Origin of the sequence: Nakamurella sp. (assembly GCF_044224575.1) — a bacterium.
GTDB lineage: Bacteria > Actinomycetota > Actinomycetes > Mycobacteriales > Nakamurellaceae > Nakamurella.
Genome location: NZ_JBGAKE010000011.1, coordinates 24998 through 41769, shown reverse-complemented (window position 1 = coordinate 41769; position 16772 = coordinate 24998). Strand labels below are relative to the sequence as shown.

At 71.2% G+C, this 16772-nt stretch carries 15 protein-coding genes and 1 tRNA gene; 9 read left to right on the top strand and 7 right to left on the bottom strand.

Annotated elements, in window-relative coordinates; genetic code table 11:
• Window positions 1–9: 9 nt before the first annotated feature.
• From ACILSK_RS13980 to ACILSK_RS13955, 6 genes are all read right to left on the bottom strand, one after another.
• On the bottom strand, window positions 10–480 hold the full coding sequence (locus ACILSK_RS13980) for an FHA domain-containing protein (protein ID WP_395727777.1): 471 nt from the start codon (window positions 478–480) through the stop codon (window positions 10–12).
• A 28-nt stretch (window positions 481–508) separates the two neighbouring features.
• Window positions 509–1699, bottom strand: a complete 1191-nt coding sequence (locus tag ACILSK_RS13975) for an FhaA domain-containing protein (RefSeq protein WP_395727776.1) — start codon at window positions 1697–1699, stop codon at window positions 509–511.
• Window positions 1700–1859: 160 nt separating this feature from the next.
• On the bottom strand, window positions 1860–2495 hold the full coding sequence (locus tag ACILSK_RS13970) for a YigZ family protein (RefSeq protein WP_395727775.1): 636 nt from the start codon (window positions 2493–2495) through the stop codon (window positions 1860–1862).
• A gap of 290 nt (window positions 2496–2785) precedes the next feature.
• Window positions 2786–4156: a pyridoxal phosphate-dependent decarboxylase family protein gene (locus ACILSK_RS13965; protein ID WP_395727774.1), complete on the bottom strand. Its 1371-nt coding sequence runs from the start codon at window positions 4154–4156 to the stop codon at window positions 2786–2788.
• Window positions 4157–4160: 4 nt separating this feature from the next.
• A complete protein-coding gene (locus ACILSK_RS13960; protein ID WP_395727900.1) occupies window positions 4161–5585 on the bottom strand; it encodes an APC family permease in 1425 nt (474 codons plus the stop codon).
• Between the two features lie 249 nt (window positions 5586–5834).
• A complete protein-coding gene (locus ACILSK_RS13955) occupies window positions 5835–5987 on the bottom strand; it encodes a hypothetical protein (protein ID WP_395727773.1) in 153 nt (50 codons plus the stop codon).
• A gap of 221 nt (window positions 5988–6208) precedes the next feature.
• Here ACILSK_RS13955 and ACILSK_RS13950 point away from each other — a divergent pair.
• Together ACILSK_RS13950 and ACILSK_RS13945 are read left to right on the top strand one after the other, a co-directional pair.
• A tRNA-Leu gene (locus tag ACILSK_RS13950) sits at window positions 6209–6291 on the top strand.
• Window positions 6292–6471: 180 nt separating this feature from the next.
• Window positions 6472–7446, top strand: coding sequence for an alpha/beta hydrolase (locus tag ACILSK_RS13945; protein WP_395727772.1), 975 nt, complete (start codon window positions 6472–6474; stop codon window positions 7444–7446).
• On the opposite strand, the gene ACILSK_RS13940 is transcribed toward ACILSK_RS13945, so the two are convergent.
• Entirely contained in the window at window positions 7447–8460 is a 1014-nt protein-coding gene (locus ACILSK_RS13940) for a helix-turn-helix transcriptional regulator (RefSeq protein WP_395727771.1), read from the bottom strand. It abuts the gene before it with no gap.
• 129 nt (window positions 8461–8589) lie between these two features.
• Between ACILSK_RS13940 and ACILSK_RS13935 the strand changes: the two genes are divergently transcribed.
• The 7 genes from ACILSK_RS13935 to ACILSK_RS13905 all read left to right on the top strand — a co-directional run bounded on the left by ACILSK_RS13935 (window position 8590) and on the right by ACILSK_RS13905 (window position 16659).
• On the top strand, window positions 8590–9591 hold the full coding sequence (locus ACILSK_RS13935) for an ATP-binding cassette domain-containing protein (RefSeq protein ID WP_395727770.1): 1002 nt from the start codon (window positions 8590–8592) through the stop codon (window positions 9589–9591).
• Window positions 9591–10421 (top strand): ABC transporter permease, encoded by an 831-nt coding sequence (locus tag ACILSK_RS13930; protein WP_395727769.1) that lies wholly within the window; start codon window positions 9591–9593, stop codon window positions 10419–10421. The genes ACILSK_RS13935 and ACILSK_RS13930 overlap by 1 nt, the downstream gene beginning before the upstream one ends.
• A gap of 161 nt (window positions 10422–10582) precedes the next feature.
• Window positions 10583–11587: an SDR family NAD(P)-dependent oxidoreductase gene (locus ACILSK_RS13925; RefSeq protein ID WP_395727899.1), complete on the top strand. Its 1005-nt coding sequence runs from the start codon at window positions 10583–10585 to the stop codon at window positions 11585–11587.
• Between the two features lie 209 nt (window positions 11588–11796).
• The gene (locus ACILSK_RS13920; protein WP_395727768.1) at window positions 11797–12636 is read left to right on the top strand and encodes a DUF2786 domain-containing protein; all 840 of its coding nucleotides are present in this window, start codon (window positions 11797–11799) and stop codon (window positions 12634–12636) included.
• Entirely contained in the window at window positions 12629–13162 is a 534-nt protein-coding gene (locus ACILSK_RS13915) for a TIGR04338 family metallohydrolase (RefSeq protein ID WP_395727767.1), read from the top strand. The genes ACILSK_RS13920 and ACILSK_RS13915 overlap by 8 nt, the downstream gene beginning before the upstream one ends.
• A 112-nt stretch (window positions 13163–13274) precedes the next feature.
• A complete protein-coding gene (locus ACILSK_RS13910) occupies window positions 13275–14279 on the top strand; it encodes a pirin family protein (RefSeq protein ID WP_395727766.1) in 1005 nt (334 codons plus the stop codon).
• Between the two features lie 208 nt (window positions 14280–14487).
• Window positions 14488–16659 carry a glutamine synthetase III gene (locus ACILSK_RS13905; RefSeq protein WP_395727765.1) on the top strand — a complete coding sequence of 724 codons (2172 nt, stop codon included), beginning with the start codon at window positions 14488–14490 and terminating at the stop codon, window positions 16657–16659.
• Window positions 16660–16772 lie beyond the last annotated feature (113 nt).

The following is a 16772-nucleotide window of genomic DNA, read 5'->3' as shown; positions in this document are numbered from 1 at the left end:
GTGGATTGCTCATGGGCGTAGCTCGATGACGGTGCGGCCGATCCGGATGGGGACCCCGACCGGCACCGGGGTCGGCGTGGTCACCCGCGCCCGGTCCAGGTAGGTGCCGTTGGTGGAGCCGAGATCCTCCAGGAAGTACTCCTGTCCCTGCTGGGTCAGCCGGGCGTGCCGGGACGAGGCGTAGTCGTCGTCCAGCACGAGCGTGGAGTCGTCGGCCCGTCCGATCAGGATCGGCCCCGGTCCCAGCCGGAGCCGGGTGCCGGACAGCGATCCGGCGGTGACCACCAGCGTCGCCGGATGCATCCGCGGGGCCGGCAGTTGCGCGGCCGAGCGCTGCTCGCCGCGCCGCCGCCCGCCGTCCGTCCGAGGCTCGCCCGCGTACCGCAGGTCGGCCCGGATCACCCGGATGGCGGCCAGCACGAACAAGCAGAGCAGGACCAGGAAGCCGATCCTGGTCAGCTGAAGAATGAGGGCTGGCACGTGGGGTTCCCGGTTCTGACCGGCGTCCTCAGTACCGGCTCGAGAAGACGACGGTGGAATGCCCGATGTGGATCACGTCGCCGTCGGCGAGTTGCCAGGTCTGCACCGACGACCCGTTGACCGTGGTGCCGTTGGTCGAACCCAGGTCGTGCAGCACCGCGGACTGCCCGTCGAAGTAGATGTCAACGTGCCGGCGGGAGACCGAGGTGTCGGCGAGCCGGAACGACGCGTCCTGCCCCCGGCCGATCACGTTCGAGCCGCGCTGCAACTGGTAGCTGCGACCCGATCCGTCGTCGACCGACAGCGTGGCGACGATTTCCTGCGGGCCGGCCGCGGGCACGCCGTAGTTCTGGCCCCAGTTCTGCGGTTGCTGCCCGGGGGGCGGGTAGTTCTGGTAGCCGGGCTGCTGATAGCCCTGGCCCTGCTGGTAGTCCGACGGCGGGTAGCCCTGCGGGTAACCCGGCTGGCCATATCCCTGCCCACCCTGGTCCCAGCCACCCGGACCCTGCGGGTACTGCGGTGGCTGGCCCGGGCCCTGCGGGTAGCCGGGCGGGGGCTGCTGGCCGTACTGCTGCTCCCACTGCTGATTCTGCTGATCCCAGCCGCGTTGCCCGTAGCCCGGGGCGTCGTACGGCTGCGGCGGGTACCCGGGATTGGGCTGCTGGCCCTGGTCGCCGAAGTTGCCGTGGTTCGGCGGGCCGTACTGCTGGGGGTATCCCGGGTACTGACCGGGATCCGGGTCGCGCTGCTCACCCTGGTCCGGGCGACCCTGCTGGTCGCGGCCGTAGTCGCCGCCTTGTTGACTCATGGGTCCCACTCCTGCCCTTGCCTGCGATGCGCGTCGACCGACATCAGGATCGACGAACGAGCTGATGCGGAACTGCCCGGTGTGCAGGGCGCCGGACGTTTCGAGCGTGACCGCCACGTCACCGAACGTCTGCCAACCCTGCTGGCTCAGATACTCCCGGATCATGTCCGAAAGCGCCGTGGCGACACTCTCCTCGGCCGAACTCAGGCCCTGTTGGTCGGTGGGTCCGAGCGACACCGTGTAGTGGTTCGGCGCGACCGCGACGGTACCCTGCCGCTCGACGTGGTCCGCCGCCTCGCGCTGCAGGGCGTCGGCCACCTCGGCCGGTTGGACCTTGCCCCCGAAGAGCCGGGCAAAGGTGTTCCCGACGGCGCCCTGGAGTTTGCGTTCAAAAGACTGTATGACGCCCATCGTCACCTCCGGCCGGCATTCAACTGCAGGGTCGATAGCCGACCACGTCGGTCGGCGGGCATGCGAACGCGGTGATCACAGCCCAGCCCTGATCGTAGTGGTGACGCATCACGGTGGTCGGGGTTGCTCCTGGTCACCCCCCGGTGCGCCTCGGCCAGGGTCAGCCGGTCGCCGGGACGGCCCGCAGGGCCTGCTCGCCGGGGGTGGCCAGCGCGCCGCCGGCGGTGACCCGGGCGAGCCAATCGGTGAAGGCGCCCAGATCGGCGGTGGGTACCAGCACCCGGAAGGTGGGGGAGCCGGTGGCCGGGGCATAGTCGGTGCCCGTCACCTCGAATCCCGCGGTGCGCAGGTCGTGCTCCAGCCGGCCGGCGGCGGCGAACCCGACCGTCACGGTGACCGCGGTGTGCGACACCAGCGCCAGGGTGCCGATGGCATCGAGGGCGTCGGTGACGCAGCGTCCGTAGGCGCGCACGAGCCCGCCCGCGCCGAGCTTGACTCCGCCGAAGTAGCGGGTGACGACCGCGACGGTGTCGGTGATGTCCCGGTGGACCAGGACCTGGAGCATCGGTACCCCGGCGGTGCCGGCCGGTTCCCCGTCGTCGTTGGAGCGTTGATGCTCGGCGTGCGGGCCGACCCGGTACGCCACGCAGTGGTGCGTCGCCGACCAGTGCTCCCGCCGGACGGCCTCGACGAACGCCGTCGCCTCCGCCGGCGTCCGGACCGGGCCGAGCGCGCAGATGAACCGCGATCGTTGGATGAGCAGTTCGTGCGTCCCCGCCGCACGGACCGTCCGCATCCCCCGACCGTAAACCCTCCCCCTCCCCGCGCGGATCATCTGCGCAGGCGCGGATGAAGTCGACAACTCCTGTCCCACCCGTCACATTCGGGGCGACTTGATCCGCGCGGTTGTTCCCCTCCGGGCGGTGGAACCGCGCGGATGAAGTCGTCGACTCCTGTCGCAGCCGTCACATTCGGGGCGAGTTCATCCGCGCCGGCCTAGTTGATCCGCGCGGGAGGGGCGGCGGGGACGGGGGTTGCGGGAGGGGCGGCGGGGACGGAGGTTGCGGGAGGGTGGGGCCGGGTGGGTCAGGCCGTCCGGTCGAGGATCTCCTGGACCAGCCACATCGGGGTGTGCGGGTGCAGGAACGCGAACCGGCCCACCGTCTCGCCCTCCCACTTGGTCGGCGGGATGAACGCGATTCCCTCGGTGTGCAGGGCCTGCGCCCAGGCGTCGTAGTCGGCCGGCGACCAACCGATGCGGCGGAACAGGACCACGCCGAGGTCGGGTTCGCGGATCAACTCCAGCTGCGGGGTCCGGTCGATGAGGCGGGCGGTCTGCCGGGCCAGGTCGACGGCGACCTCGATGGCCTCCCGGTACGCGTCGATGCCGTGCACCGCCAGGGAGAACCACAACGGCAGCCCGCGGGCGCGGCGGGTCAGGTGGTAGGCGTAGTCGGTGGGGTTCCATTCGCCGGTCTCCCGATCGGCGCCGGTGTGGATGACGTCCAGGTACGACGCGTCCTGGGTGTGCGTGGCCTTGGCCAGCGCGGGTTCCCGGTAGAGCAGCGCGCAGCAGTCGAACGGGGCGAACAGCCACTTGTGCGGATCGAGGATGAACGAATCGGCCAGTTCCAGCCCGGCGTACTTGGCCTTGAGGGAGGGGGCGAACACCCCGGAGCCGCCATAGGCGCCGTCCACGTGGAACCACCAGCCGTGCTCGCGGGCCAAGGCGCCGACGCCGGCCAGGTCGTCGATGATGCCGGCGTTGGTGGTGCCCGACGTGCAGACCACGGCGACCACGTCGGAGATGTCGAGGCCGTCGATGCCGGCCCGGATCGCGTCCGCGGTGACCCGGTGATCGGGGGTGCGGACGACCAGCGCGTCCATCTCCAACAGGCGCAGGGTGTTCACGATCGAGGAGTGCGCGTCCTCACCCACCACCACCCGGGGCCGGCGGCCGGCCAGCGCGTCGCCGAGCCGGCGTTTGCCGGTCTCCCGGGCCACGGCCAGCGCGGACAGGTTGCCGGCGGAGCCGCCGGAGACGAAGCAGCCGCCCGCGCTGCCGGGCATGCCGGCCTCGTCGGCGATCACCCGCAGCGCGGTGTTCTCGGCCGCGATCGCACCGGATGCCTCCAGCCAGGAGATGCCCTGGATGGACGCCGACGAGACGACCATGTCGAACAGCAGGCTCGCCTTCGTGGGGGCCGCCGGGATGAAGCCGAGGAACCGGGGGCTGTCGGCCGAGATGATGCTCGGCGCGATCACCGAGGAGTACACCCCCAGTACCTCGTCGGGCTGCCGGGCCTGGTCCCGGATCAGCCCGTCGAGCTCGCGGTACAGCTCCTGCGGGGTGCGGGTGCCGCGGTCCAGCGGCACCGGCGTCATGCGCAGCCGGTTCTCGGCGTACGCCAGCACGCTGCGAACCATGGCGTCGGTGGTCTGGTTGACGGAGTGCACGGATTCAGTCCTTCTGGTCGGTGACGGGGGTGGTGGGTTCTGACGTGGCGAGGAGGCCGGCGGGCCGGTGCCGGCCCAGGGTGGAGTGCTTGATGCCGTAGGCGAAATACCAGATCAGCGCGACCGCCACCCAGCCGACGAAGACCAGCAGGGTGACCGGGCGCAGGTCCTTGATGATCCACAGGCAGCCGAGGGCGGAGAGGATGGGGGTGATCGGGTACAGCGGCACCCGGAACGAGCGGGGCAGGCCGGGTTCGCGGCGCCGGAGCACCATCACCGCGATCGACACGACCAGGAACGCGACCAACGTGCCGACGCTCGTCATCTCGGCCAGGAAGGTGATGGGCACGAAGCCGGCCAGCACCGCGATGACCGCGGCGACGACGATGGTGTTCGGGATCGGGGTGCGGGTGCGGGGGTTCACCCGGTGGAACAGCTGGGGGATCATGCCGTCACGGGCCATGGTGAACAGGATGCGGGTCTGCCCGTAGAGGACCACCAGGGTGATGGAGAAGATCGACACGACGGCGCCGGCGGCGATCACCGTGCCGGGCCACGAGGCGCCGACGATGTTCTCCAGGATCTGCGCCAGGCCCGCCTCCTGACCGTCGAACTGCGTCCACGGTTGCGCGGCGACCGCGACCAGGCTGACCAGGATGTACAGCCCGGTGACCGTGATGAGCGCAATGATGATGGCCATCGGCAGCGTGCGATGCGGGTTGCGCACCTCGTCACCGGCGGTCGACACGGCGTCCAGCCCGATGAACGAGAAGAAGATGACGCCGGCCGCCGCGGTGACGCCGGCCATCCCGAACGGCGCGAAATCGGCCAGATTGTCGGTGTCCCAGCCGGTGATGCCGATGGCGATGAACATGACCAGGATGGCGAGCTTGATCAGCACCATCACCGCGTTGACCTTCGCCGACTCGCTGGCGCCACGGATGAGCAGTGCGGCGCACATCGCGATGAGGACCACGGCCGGCAAGTTGATCAGCCCGCCCTCCTCCGGCGAGTTCGACAGTGCCTCCGGTATTCGCCAGCCGAACAGGTTGTCCAGCAACTCGTTGAGGTACTGCGACCAACCGACGGCGACGGCCGCACCGGAGACGCCGTACTCCAGCAGCAGGCAGGCCGCCACCACCATCGCGACGAGCTCACCCATGGTGGCGTACGCGTAGGAGTAGGACGAGCCGGAGACCGGCACGGCGCCGGCGAGTTCGGCGTAGCAGACCGCGGTCAGTCCGGCGACGACGCCGGCGATGACGAACGACCAGATCACCGCGGGCCCGGCGATCGGGACCGCCTGCGACAGCACGAAGAAGATGCCGGTGCCGATGGTCGCGCCGATGCCGAACGCCGAGAGCTGGAACAGCCCGATGCTGCGAGACAGTTCGCTCCGGCCGGTCTCGGATCCGGATTCCGCCTCCATCTGGACGACCGGCTTGCGGCGGAGCAGCCGGTGGGCGAGGCCCGGCTGGTTCGGAGTGGGGGTCGAAGAGGGCACGGCCGCTCCCATGGGAAAGCCGGCGCAACATTGCGCCGGGAAGGGGGTGGTGGGTGCGCGTCGGCAGGTTCCGGCGCGGGAGGTCGATGTCCAGGCGAGATCGATCGCCGGACGGGAATGCGGTGCGCCGGCGTCAGGCCGAGCGCCACGGGCGGGCGATGCCGCCCGGCCGGGTTACCAGATGGCGACGGCCTGGCTGCCGAACAGGGCGAAGCGCTCCGGCCGCGCGGGCAGGGTCAGCGCACCCCGGAACTTGACGACGACGGCCGGTCGCTGCGACGCGAAGGTGGCCGGCGCGGCAGTGGTGGGCACGGGGATCGTCGACATGATGGGTCTTATGTTGACAGAAGAAACACCGGTTGACCAGAGCTTGATGGGAGTTTCTTCGGCGCTCCCTGTGCGAACAGCGTGAACGGCCGGCCGCCTTCGGGGATCGATCCCCGGCGTCCGGTCACCGGCGTCCGGCCTGTCCCGGTGAACGAGCGGGCCGCGACCCAGGCGGTGGTCGAGAGCACCCGTGCCTCCGTGCTAGCCTTTCCCGCGTCGCTGGGCAAGTGGCGAAATGGCAGACGCGCACGGTTCAGGTCCGTGTGTCCGAAAGGACGTGGGGGTTCAACTCCCCCCTTGCCCACTCTGGTTGAGACAGACGACCAAGGCCCCGCCGGCGTTCGCGCCGCGGGGCTTTGGTCGTTTCTGGGGTCGTTTCTGGGGCTGACTGCGGTGGTGGGAAGGTCGCGGTGGCGTCGTCCCGCCACGGTCCGCGGCGGGGTCCGGTTCCGGGCATGCTCTGTGCTGTGGATCGGGTGCTGTCATGACATTCGCCGGAAGGTTCCGGCTGGCCATCGGCCTGCTGCTGACGGTCGGGACCCTCGGGGTGCTGTTCACCGCGTTGGACCCGATCTGGAACGGGCACCCCGCCTACCCCGCCACCCTGCTGGTCGGCACGGGCGTCGGGATGGTGCTGATCGCGTCGGCCTTCTGGTCCCTGGGCCGGCCCGATGACCTGCCGACCGGACAGGAGGAGGCGCCGCCTCGGCCGTCGACCGGGCGGCGCGTCCTGCGGATCACCGGCCGGGTGATCGTCGCGGTGCTGGTCGTGCTGGTGCTGGGGATCCTGGTCTGGCTGCGCCCGTTCCCGGCCGGTTCGGGCGCGCGGTCGGCGCTGGATCCCGACGCGTCCGTCACGGTGGTGGATCGTCCGACCAGCATCGAACTCGTGCCGGCCGCGCCCTCGGACTCGGCGCTGGTGTTCGTCCCTGGGGCCCGGGTCGACGCCCGCGCCTACGCCCAGATCCTGCGTCCGGTGGCCGCGGCCGGCCACCTCGTCGTCATCCTCAAGGCGCCGTTCGGGATGGCGATCGCCCAACCGGGCCAGCCCGACGGCGTGATCGCGGACCACCCGGAGATCGGCACCTGGGCCGTCGGCGGTCACTCCCTCGGCGGGGTCGTCGCCTCCTGGTACGCCCTGGACCACCCCGACCAGGTGGACGGCTTGCTGCTGTTCGGCTCGTATTCCGATCGCGATCTGTCCGGAACGGATCTGACTGTGGAGTCGGTCTGGGGCAGCAACGACGGGCTGACCACGCCGGCCGACATCGAACGCACCCGGGCGAACCTGCCGGCCGATGCGGCGCTCACCGAGGTCGTCGGGGGCGTGCACGCGTACTTCGGGGACTATGGCGAGCAGCCCGGTGACGGAAACCCGGGCATCGACCGGGCGGCGGCGACGGCGCAGATCAGCTCGGCAGCAGTCGATTTCATGCGGGGGCTGGCACCGGCGGGGTGATCACGGCTCGGCGGGCCGGCCTCGGGCGGCGGCCAGGAACCGCTCACCCAGTCGGGCGGCCGCCGCGCGGAGTTCGGCCGGGCCGACGATCTGGACCGGGACCTCCCACCAGGACACCCAGGCGGCCAGTCGCTCCCACGACCACGACCCGGTGACGACCCGGGTGCGCTCCGGGCCCAACTCCTCCACCACCGACTGCCGACCGGCCCATGGCTGCACCGCCGCGGCCGGGGCGGCGATGACGAACTCGCCCCGACACGGCCACTCCCGGCCCCGGAAGGCGGCCTGCAGGTAGCTTGCGACGTCGCCGCCGGGCAGGTCGCGCGGCGCGACGCGGGGGCCGGTGGGTGTCTTCGGCGTCATCCGGTCGACCCGGAAGGTGCGCCAATCGACGCGGTCGAGATCCCAGGCCACCAGGTACCAGCGGCCGCTCCAGGTGGCCAGATGGTGCGGCTCGACCCGCCGGGGCGGCGCCGTGGCCCCGACGTCCGCCTCGGCCGGCCGGTCCTCCCGGGTCCAGGTCGGCCGCTCGTAGTCGAACCGCAGCACCTCCCGCGCGCGTACGGCGGCGCCGACCGCCATCAGGACCGCTGAGTCCACCTTCGGGTGTTCGGGGTCGCCGGGCACCGCGGTCACCTGCAGGGCGTCCACCCGACCACGGAGCCGGGCCGGCATCACCTGGCGGACCGTGGCCAGCGCCCGGAGGGCGCCCTCCTCGATCCCGGACACGCCGGCCGATGCGGTCTGCAGGGCGACGGCGACGGCGACCGCCTGCTCGTCGTCGAACAGCAGCGGCGGCAACTCGGTTCCGGCGTCCAGCCGATACCCGCCGTCCGGGCCCTTGGTCGCCCGCACCGGATAGCCCAGGTCGCGCAACCGGTCCACGTCCCGCCGGACCGTCCGCGGGCTCACCTCGAGCCGTTCGGCGAGCACCCCGCCCGGCCAGTCGCGGCGGGCCTGCAGCAGCGACAGCAGATGCAGGAGCCGGCCCGACGGGCCGGGGGAATCACTCATGCGATCGAGAATGCCGCAGGTAACGGCCACCATCTGACCGCTACCCGCACGATTCTGGTACTCGGGCCGGCCACACCGGGCCCGGAGGAGAACCCTTGAGGGCGGAAGAGATGGGGAGATGAGGCCGCGATGATTCGCACGCGCAACCTGACCAAGGACTTCGTGGTCGGCCGGGGCAACACGGTGCACGCGGTGCGCGGCATCAACCTGGACATCGAGGCCGGCGAGCTGGTCGCCGTGCTCGGCCCGAACGGGGCGGGCAAGACCACCACGATGCGGATGCTGACCACCCTGCTCGCGCCGACCGCCGGCACCGCAGCGGTGGCCGGTCACGACGTCGTCGCCGCCTCGGCCACCGTCCGGTCGCTGATCGGCTACGTCGGTCAGGGCAACGGCGCCGGACACCAGCAGCGGGCCGTCGACGAACTGTTCAGCCAGGGCCTGATCTACGGGCTCGACCGGCGGGCCGCGCGACGCCGCGCCGGTGAGCTGCTGGAGGCGCTGGACCTCGCGGCGCTGGCCGACCGCAAGGTGTCCAGCCTGTCCGGCGGCCAGCGCCGCCGGCTGGACGTGGCCATGGGGCTGGTGCACCATCCGGCGCTGCTGTTCTTGGACGAGCCGTCGACCGGCCTCGACCCGCACAACCGGGCGAACCTGTGGGACCACATCCTGCAGATGCGTGATCGGGCCGCCACGCCGATGACGATCATGCTGACCACCCATTACCTGGACGAGGCCGACTCGATGGCCGGTCGGGTGGTCGTCGTCGACCACGGCGAGGTGATCGCCGACGACACCGCGGAGGCGCTCAAGGCGGAGCTGGCCGGCGACCGGGTGGAACTCGGAGCGGCCGATCCCGTCCGGGCCGGGGACCTGGCCGCGCTGATCGAGCGGCTGCCCGGCGGCCGGGACGTGCAGGTTGACGGCGGCGTGGTGACCGGGCGGGTGGCCGACGGGCCCCGGGCGCTGCCCGAACTGCTCCGCGCGGCCGACCGGGCCGGCCTGCTGGTGGCCACCGCCCAGCTGCATCGGCCCACCCTGGACGACGTGTTCCTCTCGCTGACCGGGCGCAGCCTGCGCGAATCGGAGTCCGCCGGGCCCGCGACCAATCCCGAAGGGCAGGCGGCGTGATGACGACGCAGACCATCGACCCGACCCGATCGGTGCCGGCACGGGCCGTCGGCGGCCCGCGCAAGTTCGTCCGGGACACGCATCTGGTGATGACCCGCGAACTCCGGCCGGTCCTGCGGGACCCGTTCTCGGTCGTCTTCGGCATGATCCAGCCGCTGGTGTTCCTCGGCCTGTTCGGTCCGCTGCTGGTCGGCTCGCTCGGCGGCCAGGCCGAGAGCACCGTGGGGGCCAGCGTCTGGCAGTGGTTCGTGCCGTCCATCCTGGTGATGACCGCCCTGTTCGGGACGACCACGGTCGGCGCCAACCTGCTGTTCGAATTCCAGACCGGGGCGCACGAGCGGATGCTGGTGACTCCGCTGTCGCGCCCGTCGTTGCTGGTCGGGCGGGCGTTGAAGGAGATGGCGCCGCTGGCCGCGCAGGCGGTGATCATCGTCGCGGTGATGATCCCGTTCGGCTTCGAGCTGTACCCGCTCGGGGCACTCGTCGGCCTGGTGTTGCTCGCCGTGTTCGGGATCGGCATCGGGTCGCTGTCGTACGCGTTGGCCATCGCGGTGCGCAAGCAGGAATGGATGTTCTGGGCGGTGCAGCAGACGGTGATCTTCCCGTTGATGATCCTGTCCGGAATGCTGCTGCCGCTGGAGACCGGACCCGGCTGGATGCAGGTCGCGTCGAAGTTCAACCCGCTCACCTACCTGGTGGACGCCGAGCGGGCGCTGTTCGCCGGCGGCATCGGCACCGTCGAGGCGGCCGGGGGATGGGTCGCCGCCCTGCTGACCGTGCTGGTCGGGTTGACCGTGGGCATCCGGTCGATGCGCCGCAGCGCCGGTTGAGTCGGCGGGACCGGTCGATGCCCACCGTCGCCCGTGCATCCGCCCCCGTGCCTACGCCCCCGTGCCTGCGCCTCGTGCATCCGCCGGCCGGGCCCCGCGCGTACCGTCCGGGACGACCTGGTCCCGGAGCGGCGGTGGCGCCGCCCGGCGACGGGTCGGGGATGGAGCTGACCGTGCAGGGACCGGACCGGATCTACGGTGCACTCGACACCGTGCTCGATGCCTTGGTGGTGCCCGGGTACAGCCGGCTCGGGGTCGCCGCGCGTCGGCATTGGTGGCCGGCGGATGCAGCCCGCTTCGACCGGCCGGTGGACGTGCTGGTGACCGGGGCCAGTTCGGGTCTGGGGGCCGCGACCGCCCAGGGGTTGGCCGAGCTGGGGGCCCGGGTGCACATGGTCGGGCGCAGCACCGAGCGGTTGGCCTCCGCCGCCGCTCGCATCCGGTCGGCCGTACCTGATGCCGACCTGGTGCTGCGCGAGGCGGACATCGCCGATCTTGGCGCGGCCGGCCGGCTCGCCGACGCCGTGGCAGTCGATGTCGACGCCCTGCACGCAGTGATCCACTGCGCCGGCATCATGCCCCCGCAGCGAACCCTGACCGCGGACGGCAATGAGCTGGCCTTCGCCACCCATATCCTGGGACCGTTCCTGACGACCGTGCGGTTACGGCCGCTGCTCGCGGCCGATGCCGATGGTCGGGTGGTGTTCGTCTCGTCCGGGGGGATGTACAGCGCGGCCTTGTCCGACGACTGGGATTCCGATATCGGCGAGTACAGCGGGGTGCGCGCCTACGCCCGGACCAAGCGGATGCAGGTGACGCTGGCCGAACTGCTCGCCGCGGAGCTGGATCGCCCGGCGGACCCCGTGGTGCACAGCATGCATCCGGGTTGGGCGGCCACGCCGGGGGTGTCGGACTCGCTGCCCGGGTTCGACACCGTGGCCCGGCCGATCCTGCGGTCGCCGGAACAGGGGGCGGACACCATCGTCTGGTTGGCCGCCGCGCAGCCGCCCGGGCGATCGACCGGGCGCTTCTGGCACGACCGGCGGGTTCGACGCACCCACTACCTGCCCTGGCAGCAGGACGACCCGGAGATGCGGCGCCGGCTGTGGCGGACGTGCGTGCGGCGTACCGGCGCCTCGCCGTCGGCGCCGGCCGACCCGAGCTGACCAGGTTGGATCCTGCTTCGAACGTGTGATCGGCGGGAGTGTCGGACCCCGCTGACATTCTGGGCCGGAACACAATGGCCCAGCACAGGCCCAGACCGATCGGGGACCGCATCAATGAGCGAGGCTTGCCGAGCGAATCATCAGCGCTCTCGAGATGCCGGGCGTGGCCGAGCGGCCGAGCCGGCGAGGCGCTCGGGAGGGTCGGCACGATGAGCGACAAGGATCTGACGAGAATCGCCGCGCTGCTGCGCAAGGCGGAGGGCACGGACAACGAGCACGAGGCCGACGCCTTCCTGCAGGCCGCCCAGCGATTGGCCACCCTCGCGTCCGTCGACCTGGCGGTGGCCCGCGCGCACACCGAGCGCCGGGAGCGGCGCCCGGTGCCGACCCAGCGAGCCGTGGTCATCGGCGAGTCGGGCAAACGCGGCCTGCGCACCTACGTCGAACTGTTCCTGGCCATCGGCCGGGCCAACAACCTGACGTGCGACATCGCCCGGGACTCGACCCGGGTGCACGCGTTCGGCTTCGACACCGACATCGACATGACCGAGACGCTGTACGCCTCGCTCGTCGTGCAGATGGTGCGGGCGTCCGACGCCTATATCAAGTCGGGGGACTTCGCCCTGGAGAAGGTGATCAAGCGGGTCACCGTGACGACGCCGGGGCGAAGCGGCGGGTGGCGGCGGGAGGATCGGTACGTGGCGAAGCCGGTCCACGCCACCACGGCGCGCATCAGCTTCCAGCAGGCGTTCGCGCGGCGCATCGGCGCCCGGCTGGCCCAGGCGAAGAAGGAGACCGAGCAGCGGCTGGTCGTCGAGCAACCGACCCGGGACGGCGCCGGCGTCGCCCTGGTGCTGCGTCAGCGCGAGGTCGAACTGGCCGACCACTACCGGGCGAACTCGACCGCTCGTGGCACCTGGGCGGGCAGCCGGGCAGCGGCGGGGCAGTCGGAGCGATCACGCCAGGCCGGCGATCGGGCCGGTCGGCGGGCCCGGCTGGCCCCTGAGCGAGCGATCGGCGGTCAGCGGACGGCACTGGACGGTGGCTGACCCGGCATCCGGCGGGCCGTCCGCCGGTCCGGGACGGGACGGGCAGCGCGCGAAGGTGTACGCAGCCGAGAACCTCGTGCATCGGATGTTCGACCGTTCGTCGACGTACCCGGTGGTCGAGATCGCCGGCTCCCGGCTGACCCTGCCGGTGGAACGCCGGTTCGGTGATCTCGTAGCGGTGCAGGGGTACGTCGACCGCGTGCTGGCCCTGAACTGGGTGAGCCGTTCGTGGCCGCGTGCGGCGCTGCCGGTGCGGGTCCGGGAGCGGGCCGGCTCCGCCCAGGCGCACTACGAGCGCGCCGGGGCCACCATCGCCGTGCCGACCCGCCGGACCGGAACCGGGTGGGCGCTGCGTGAACTGGTGGTCCTGCACGAACTCGCGCATCACCTGGCCGGTGACCAGGAGGTGCCCCACGGCGGCGCCTTCACCGACCGGCTGCTCGCCCTGGTGGATGGCGTGGTGGGTCCGGAAGCGGCGTTGGTGCTGCGCATCGCGATGCTGGACCTCGGGGTCCGGGTCGGTTGACGGGCGGCGGGGGCCGCGCCGGCCGAGGCCCCCGGCCGTGCTGAAGAACCGCCGCTGGGAGACGCGCGGCCGCCGGCCCGTCACCGGTCGTCCTCGGACTACCCTCGCCGGGGTGACGAACGTCGACGCCGATCCCGCCGAGCTGGTCTGCCGCAGCGGTACCGATCACCGGGACCGCCGGGCGGTCGAAGTCCTGGAGCCTCGGGATGTGCCGCTGGGCGGCATCCGGGCGATGACGGTGCGGCGGACCCTGCCGCTCAAGCAGCGATCGCTGATCGGTGCGTGGTGCTTTGCCGACCATTACGGCCCTGACCGGGTCGCCGCCAGTGGTGGCATGGATGTCGCGCCCCATCCGCACACCGGGCTGCAGACTGTGAGCTGGCTGTTCGCCGGGGAGATCGAGCACCGGGACTCGCTGGGCTCGCAGGCCATGGTGCGGCCCGGGGAGCTCAATCTGATGACCGCCGGTCGCGGCATCTCGCACTCCGAGGTGTCGACGCCGGACACCGACGTGCTGCACGGCGTACAGCTGTGGCTGGCCCTCCCGGAGGCGGCCCGTTCGACGGCACCCGCCTTCGAGCACGTGGTGCCGGAGGACGCCCGCGACGGCGCTGTTCGCTGCCGGGTCTTCATCGGAAGCTGGCTGGGCCTGTCGTCGCCGGCGACCGTGCACACGCCGCTGCTGGGTGCCGAACTCCTCCTGCAGCCGGGTGGCGCCGTCGAACTGCCGTTGGAGGGCGAGTTCGAGCATGGCGTGCTGGTCGACTCCGGCGCGGTGACGGTGAACGACGCACCGGTGGGCCGGGCCGCGATGGCCTACCTGCCGCCGGGCACCAGGGCGCTCCGGCTGACCTGCGGATCGTCGCCGGGCCGGGTCGTCGTGCTGGGCGGCACCCCGCTGCACGAGGAGATCGTCATGTGGTGGAACTTCATCGGGCGCACCCACGACGAGGTGGTCGAGTTCCGGAACGAGTGGCAGGCGGAGATCGCCGCGTTCGCGGACGGCGCGCCGGCGGCGACCCGTTTCGGGCGTGTGCTCGGATATCCCGGCGCCCCGCTGCCGGCCCCGACGATGCCGGCGATCCGGCTCAAGCCCCGGGTCCGGCCGGAGCGCTGACCCCGGGCGCCGGCCGGACGGCGCCCTGATACCGTCGTCCGGTCCTCCCACGACCCGGGTAACGGCGGCAGGGTTTTCCCGCCGATAAGGCCGTCGAAACATGCCCGTGACGCCCGGCTGGCACCGTCGGTCTTCGCGCGCCCGGCTCCGGCCGGCGCGAACACCGACTGCGCACGGCACGTCGGCCGGATTCCGGGAGATCACAAGTATGAGCGGTAGCCAGTCACGTCGCCAGGCGATCAACGCGGTCACCGGGTACCAGGTGCCCGATAAGGATTTCACCGAACCGCTGGGAGAGCTGTTCGGGCGCAACACCTTCAGCCCGGCCGTGATGAAGTCACGGTTGCCCAAGTCGATCTACAAGTCGGTCATGTCGACGATCGACAAGGGCACGCCACTGGACCCGGCGGTGGCCGATGTCGTCGCCTCGGCGATGAAGGACTGGGCGCTGGAGAACGGTGCGTCGCACTACGCGCACGTGTTCTACCCGCTGACCGGGCTGACCGCGGAGAAGCACGATTCGTTCCTGTCCCCGGAGGACAGCGGCACGTCGATGGCCGAGTTCGCCGGCAAGACCCTGATCCAGGGTGAGCCGGACGCGTCCAGCTTCCCCAACGGCGGCATCCGCAACACGTTCGAGGCCCGCGGTTACACCGGCTGGGACGTCACCAGCCCGGCGTACATCCTGGAGAACCCGAACGGGAACACCTTGTGCATCCCCACCGTGTTCATCTCCTGGACCGGTGAGGCGCTGGACAAGAAGACCCCGCTGCTGCGCAGCCAGCAGGCGATGAGCAAGCAGGCCGCCCGCGTGCTGGCCCTGTTCGGCCACCAGGACATCGACACCGTCGTGTCCTACGCCGGGGCCGAGCAGGAGTACTTCCTGATCGACCGGCACTTCTTCTTCTCCCGCCCGGACCTGATGTCCAGCGGCCGGACCCTGTTCGGCGCCAAGCCGGCCAAGGGCCAGCAGTTCGACGACCACTACTTCGGCGCCATCCCCGAGCGGGTGCTGGCATTCATGATCGAGGTGGACCGGGAGCTGTTCAAGCAGGGCATCCTGGCCAAGACCCGGCACAACGAGGTCGCCCCCGGCCAGTTCGAGATCGCCCCGTTGTTCGAGAAGGCCAACCTGGCGCACGACCACCAGCAGCTGATGATGACCACCCTGCAGCGGGTGGCGCAGCGCTACGGCATGGAATGCCTGCTGCACGAGAAGCCGTTCGCCGGGGTCAACGGCTCGGGCAAGCACGTCAACTTCTCCATCGGCAACGGCAACCAGGGCAACCTGCTCAACCCGGGCGACACCCCGCACGAGAACGTCCAGTTCCTGGTGTTCTGCGCCGCCGTCATCCGCGGCGTGCACAAGTACAGCGGCCTGCTGCGGGCCGTCGTCGCCTCGGCCCGCAACGACCACCGGTTGGGCGCCAACGAGGCCCCGCCGGCCATCATCTCGGTCTTCCTGGGTGCGCAGTTGGCCGACGTGTTCGACCAGATCGCCGCGGGTGCGCTGACCGGCTCCAAGCCGGCCGGCACGCTGACCCTGGGCGTCGACACCCTGCCGCCGTTCAAGGCCGATCCGGGTGACCGCAACCGGACCAGCCCGTTCGCCTTCACCGGCAACCGGTTCGAGTTCCGGGCGCCCGGCTCGTCGCAGTCGATCTCCGGACCGATGGTCGCGATCAACACGATCCTGGCCGACTCGCTGGACTACATCGCCACCGAGCTGGAGACCCTGATCGCCGGCGGCACCGAGTTCGACGCCGCCGTGCAGAAGGTGCTCAAGGACATCATCACCGAGCACGGCGCCGTGGTGTTCAACGGCGACGGCTACGCCGACGCCTGGCAGGTGGAGGCGGCCGAGCGGGGCCTGCCCAACCTCAAGACCACCGTCGACGCGCTGCCCCAGTTCGGCCGGGCCGACGTCAAGGACCTGTTCGAGAAGTACGCCGTCCTGTCCAACCGGGAGCTGGCCAGCCGGCTCGAGGTCTACCTGGAGCAGTACGCGCTCTCGGTGATGCTCGAGGCGTCGGAGACGCTGGAGATCGCCAAGACCAAGATCCTGCCGGCGGCCATCCGCTACCAGGGCGAGCTGGCCGGTGCGGCGATGAACCTCAAGGCCATCGGCATGTCCTTCGACTCGCCGACGCTGGACGCCATCACCGCCTCGGTCGGGGCGCTGACCAGCGGCATCACCGGTCTGGAGACCGCGCTGGGCATCCACGCCGGCGAATCCTCGATGGAGGAGGCGGTGTACGCGATGGAGAAGCTCATCCCGGCCATGGCCGCGGTGCGCACCGCCGCCGACGAGCTCGAGGGCCTGGTCGCCGACGACACCTGGCCGCTGCCGACCTACCAGGAGATGCTGCACATCCTGTAGTCCGCAGTAGCGCGCCGGCCCCCTGGTGGTCTTCGCTGATCAAACCCGCGTCGAGTCCGGCATTTCGGGCACAATGGCGCGGGTTTGATCAGCCCACCAGCGGGGGGCCGGCG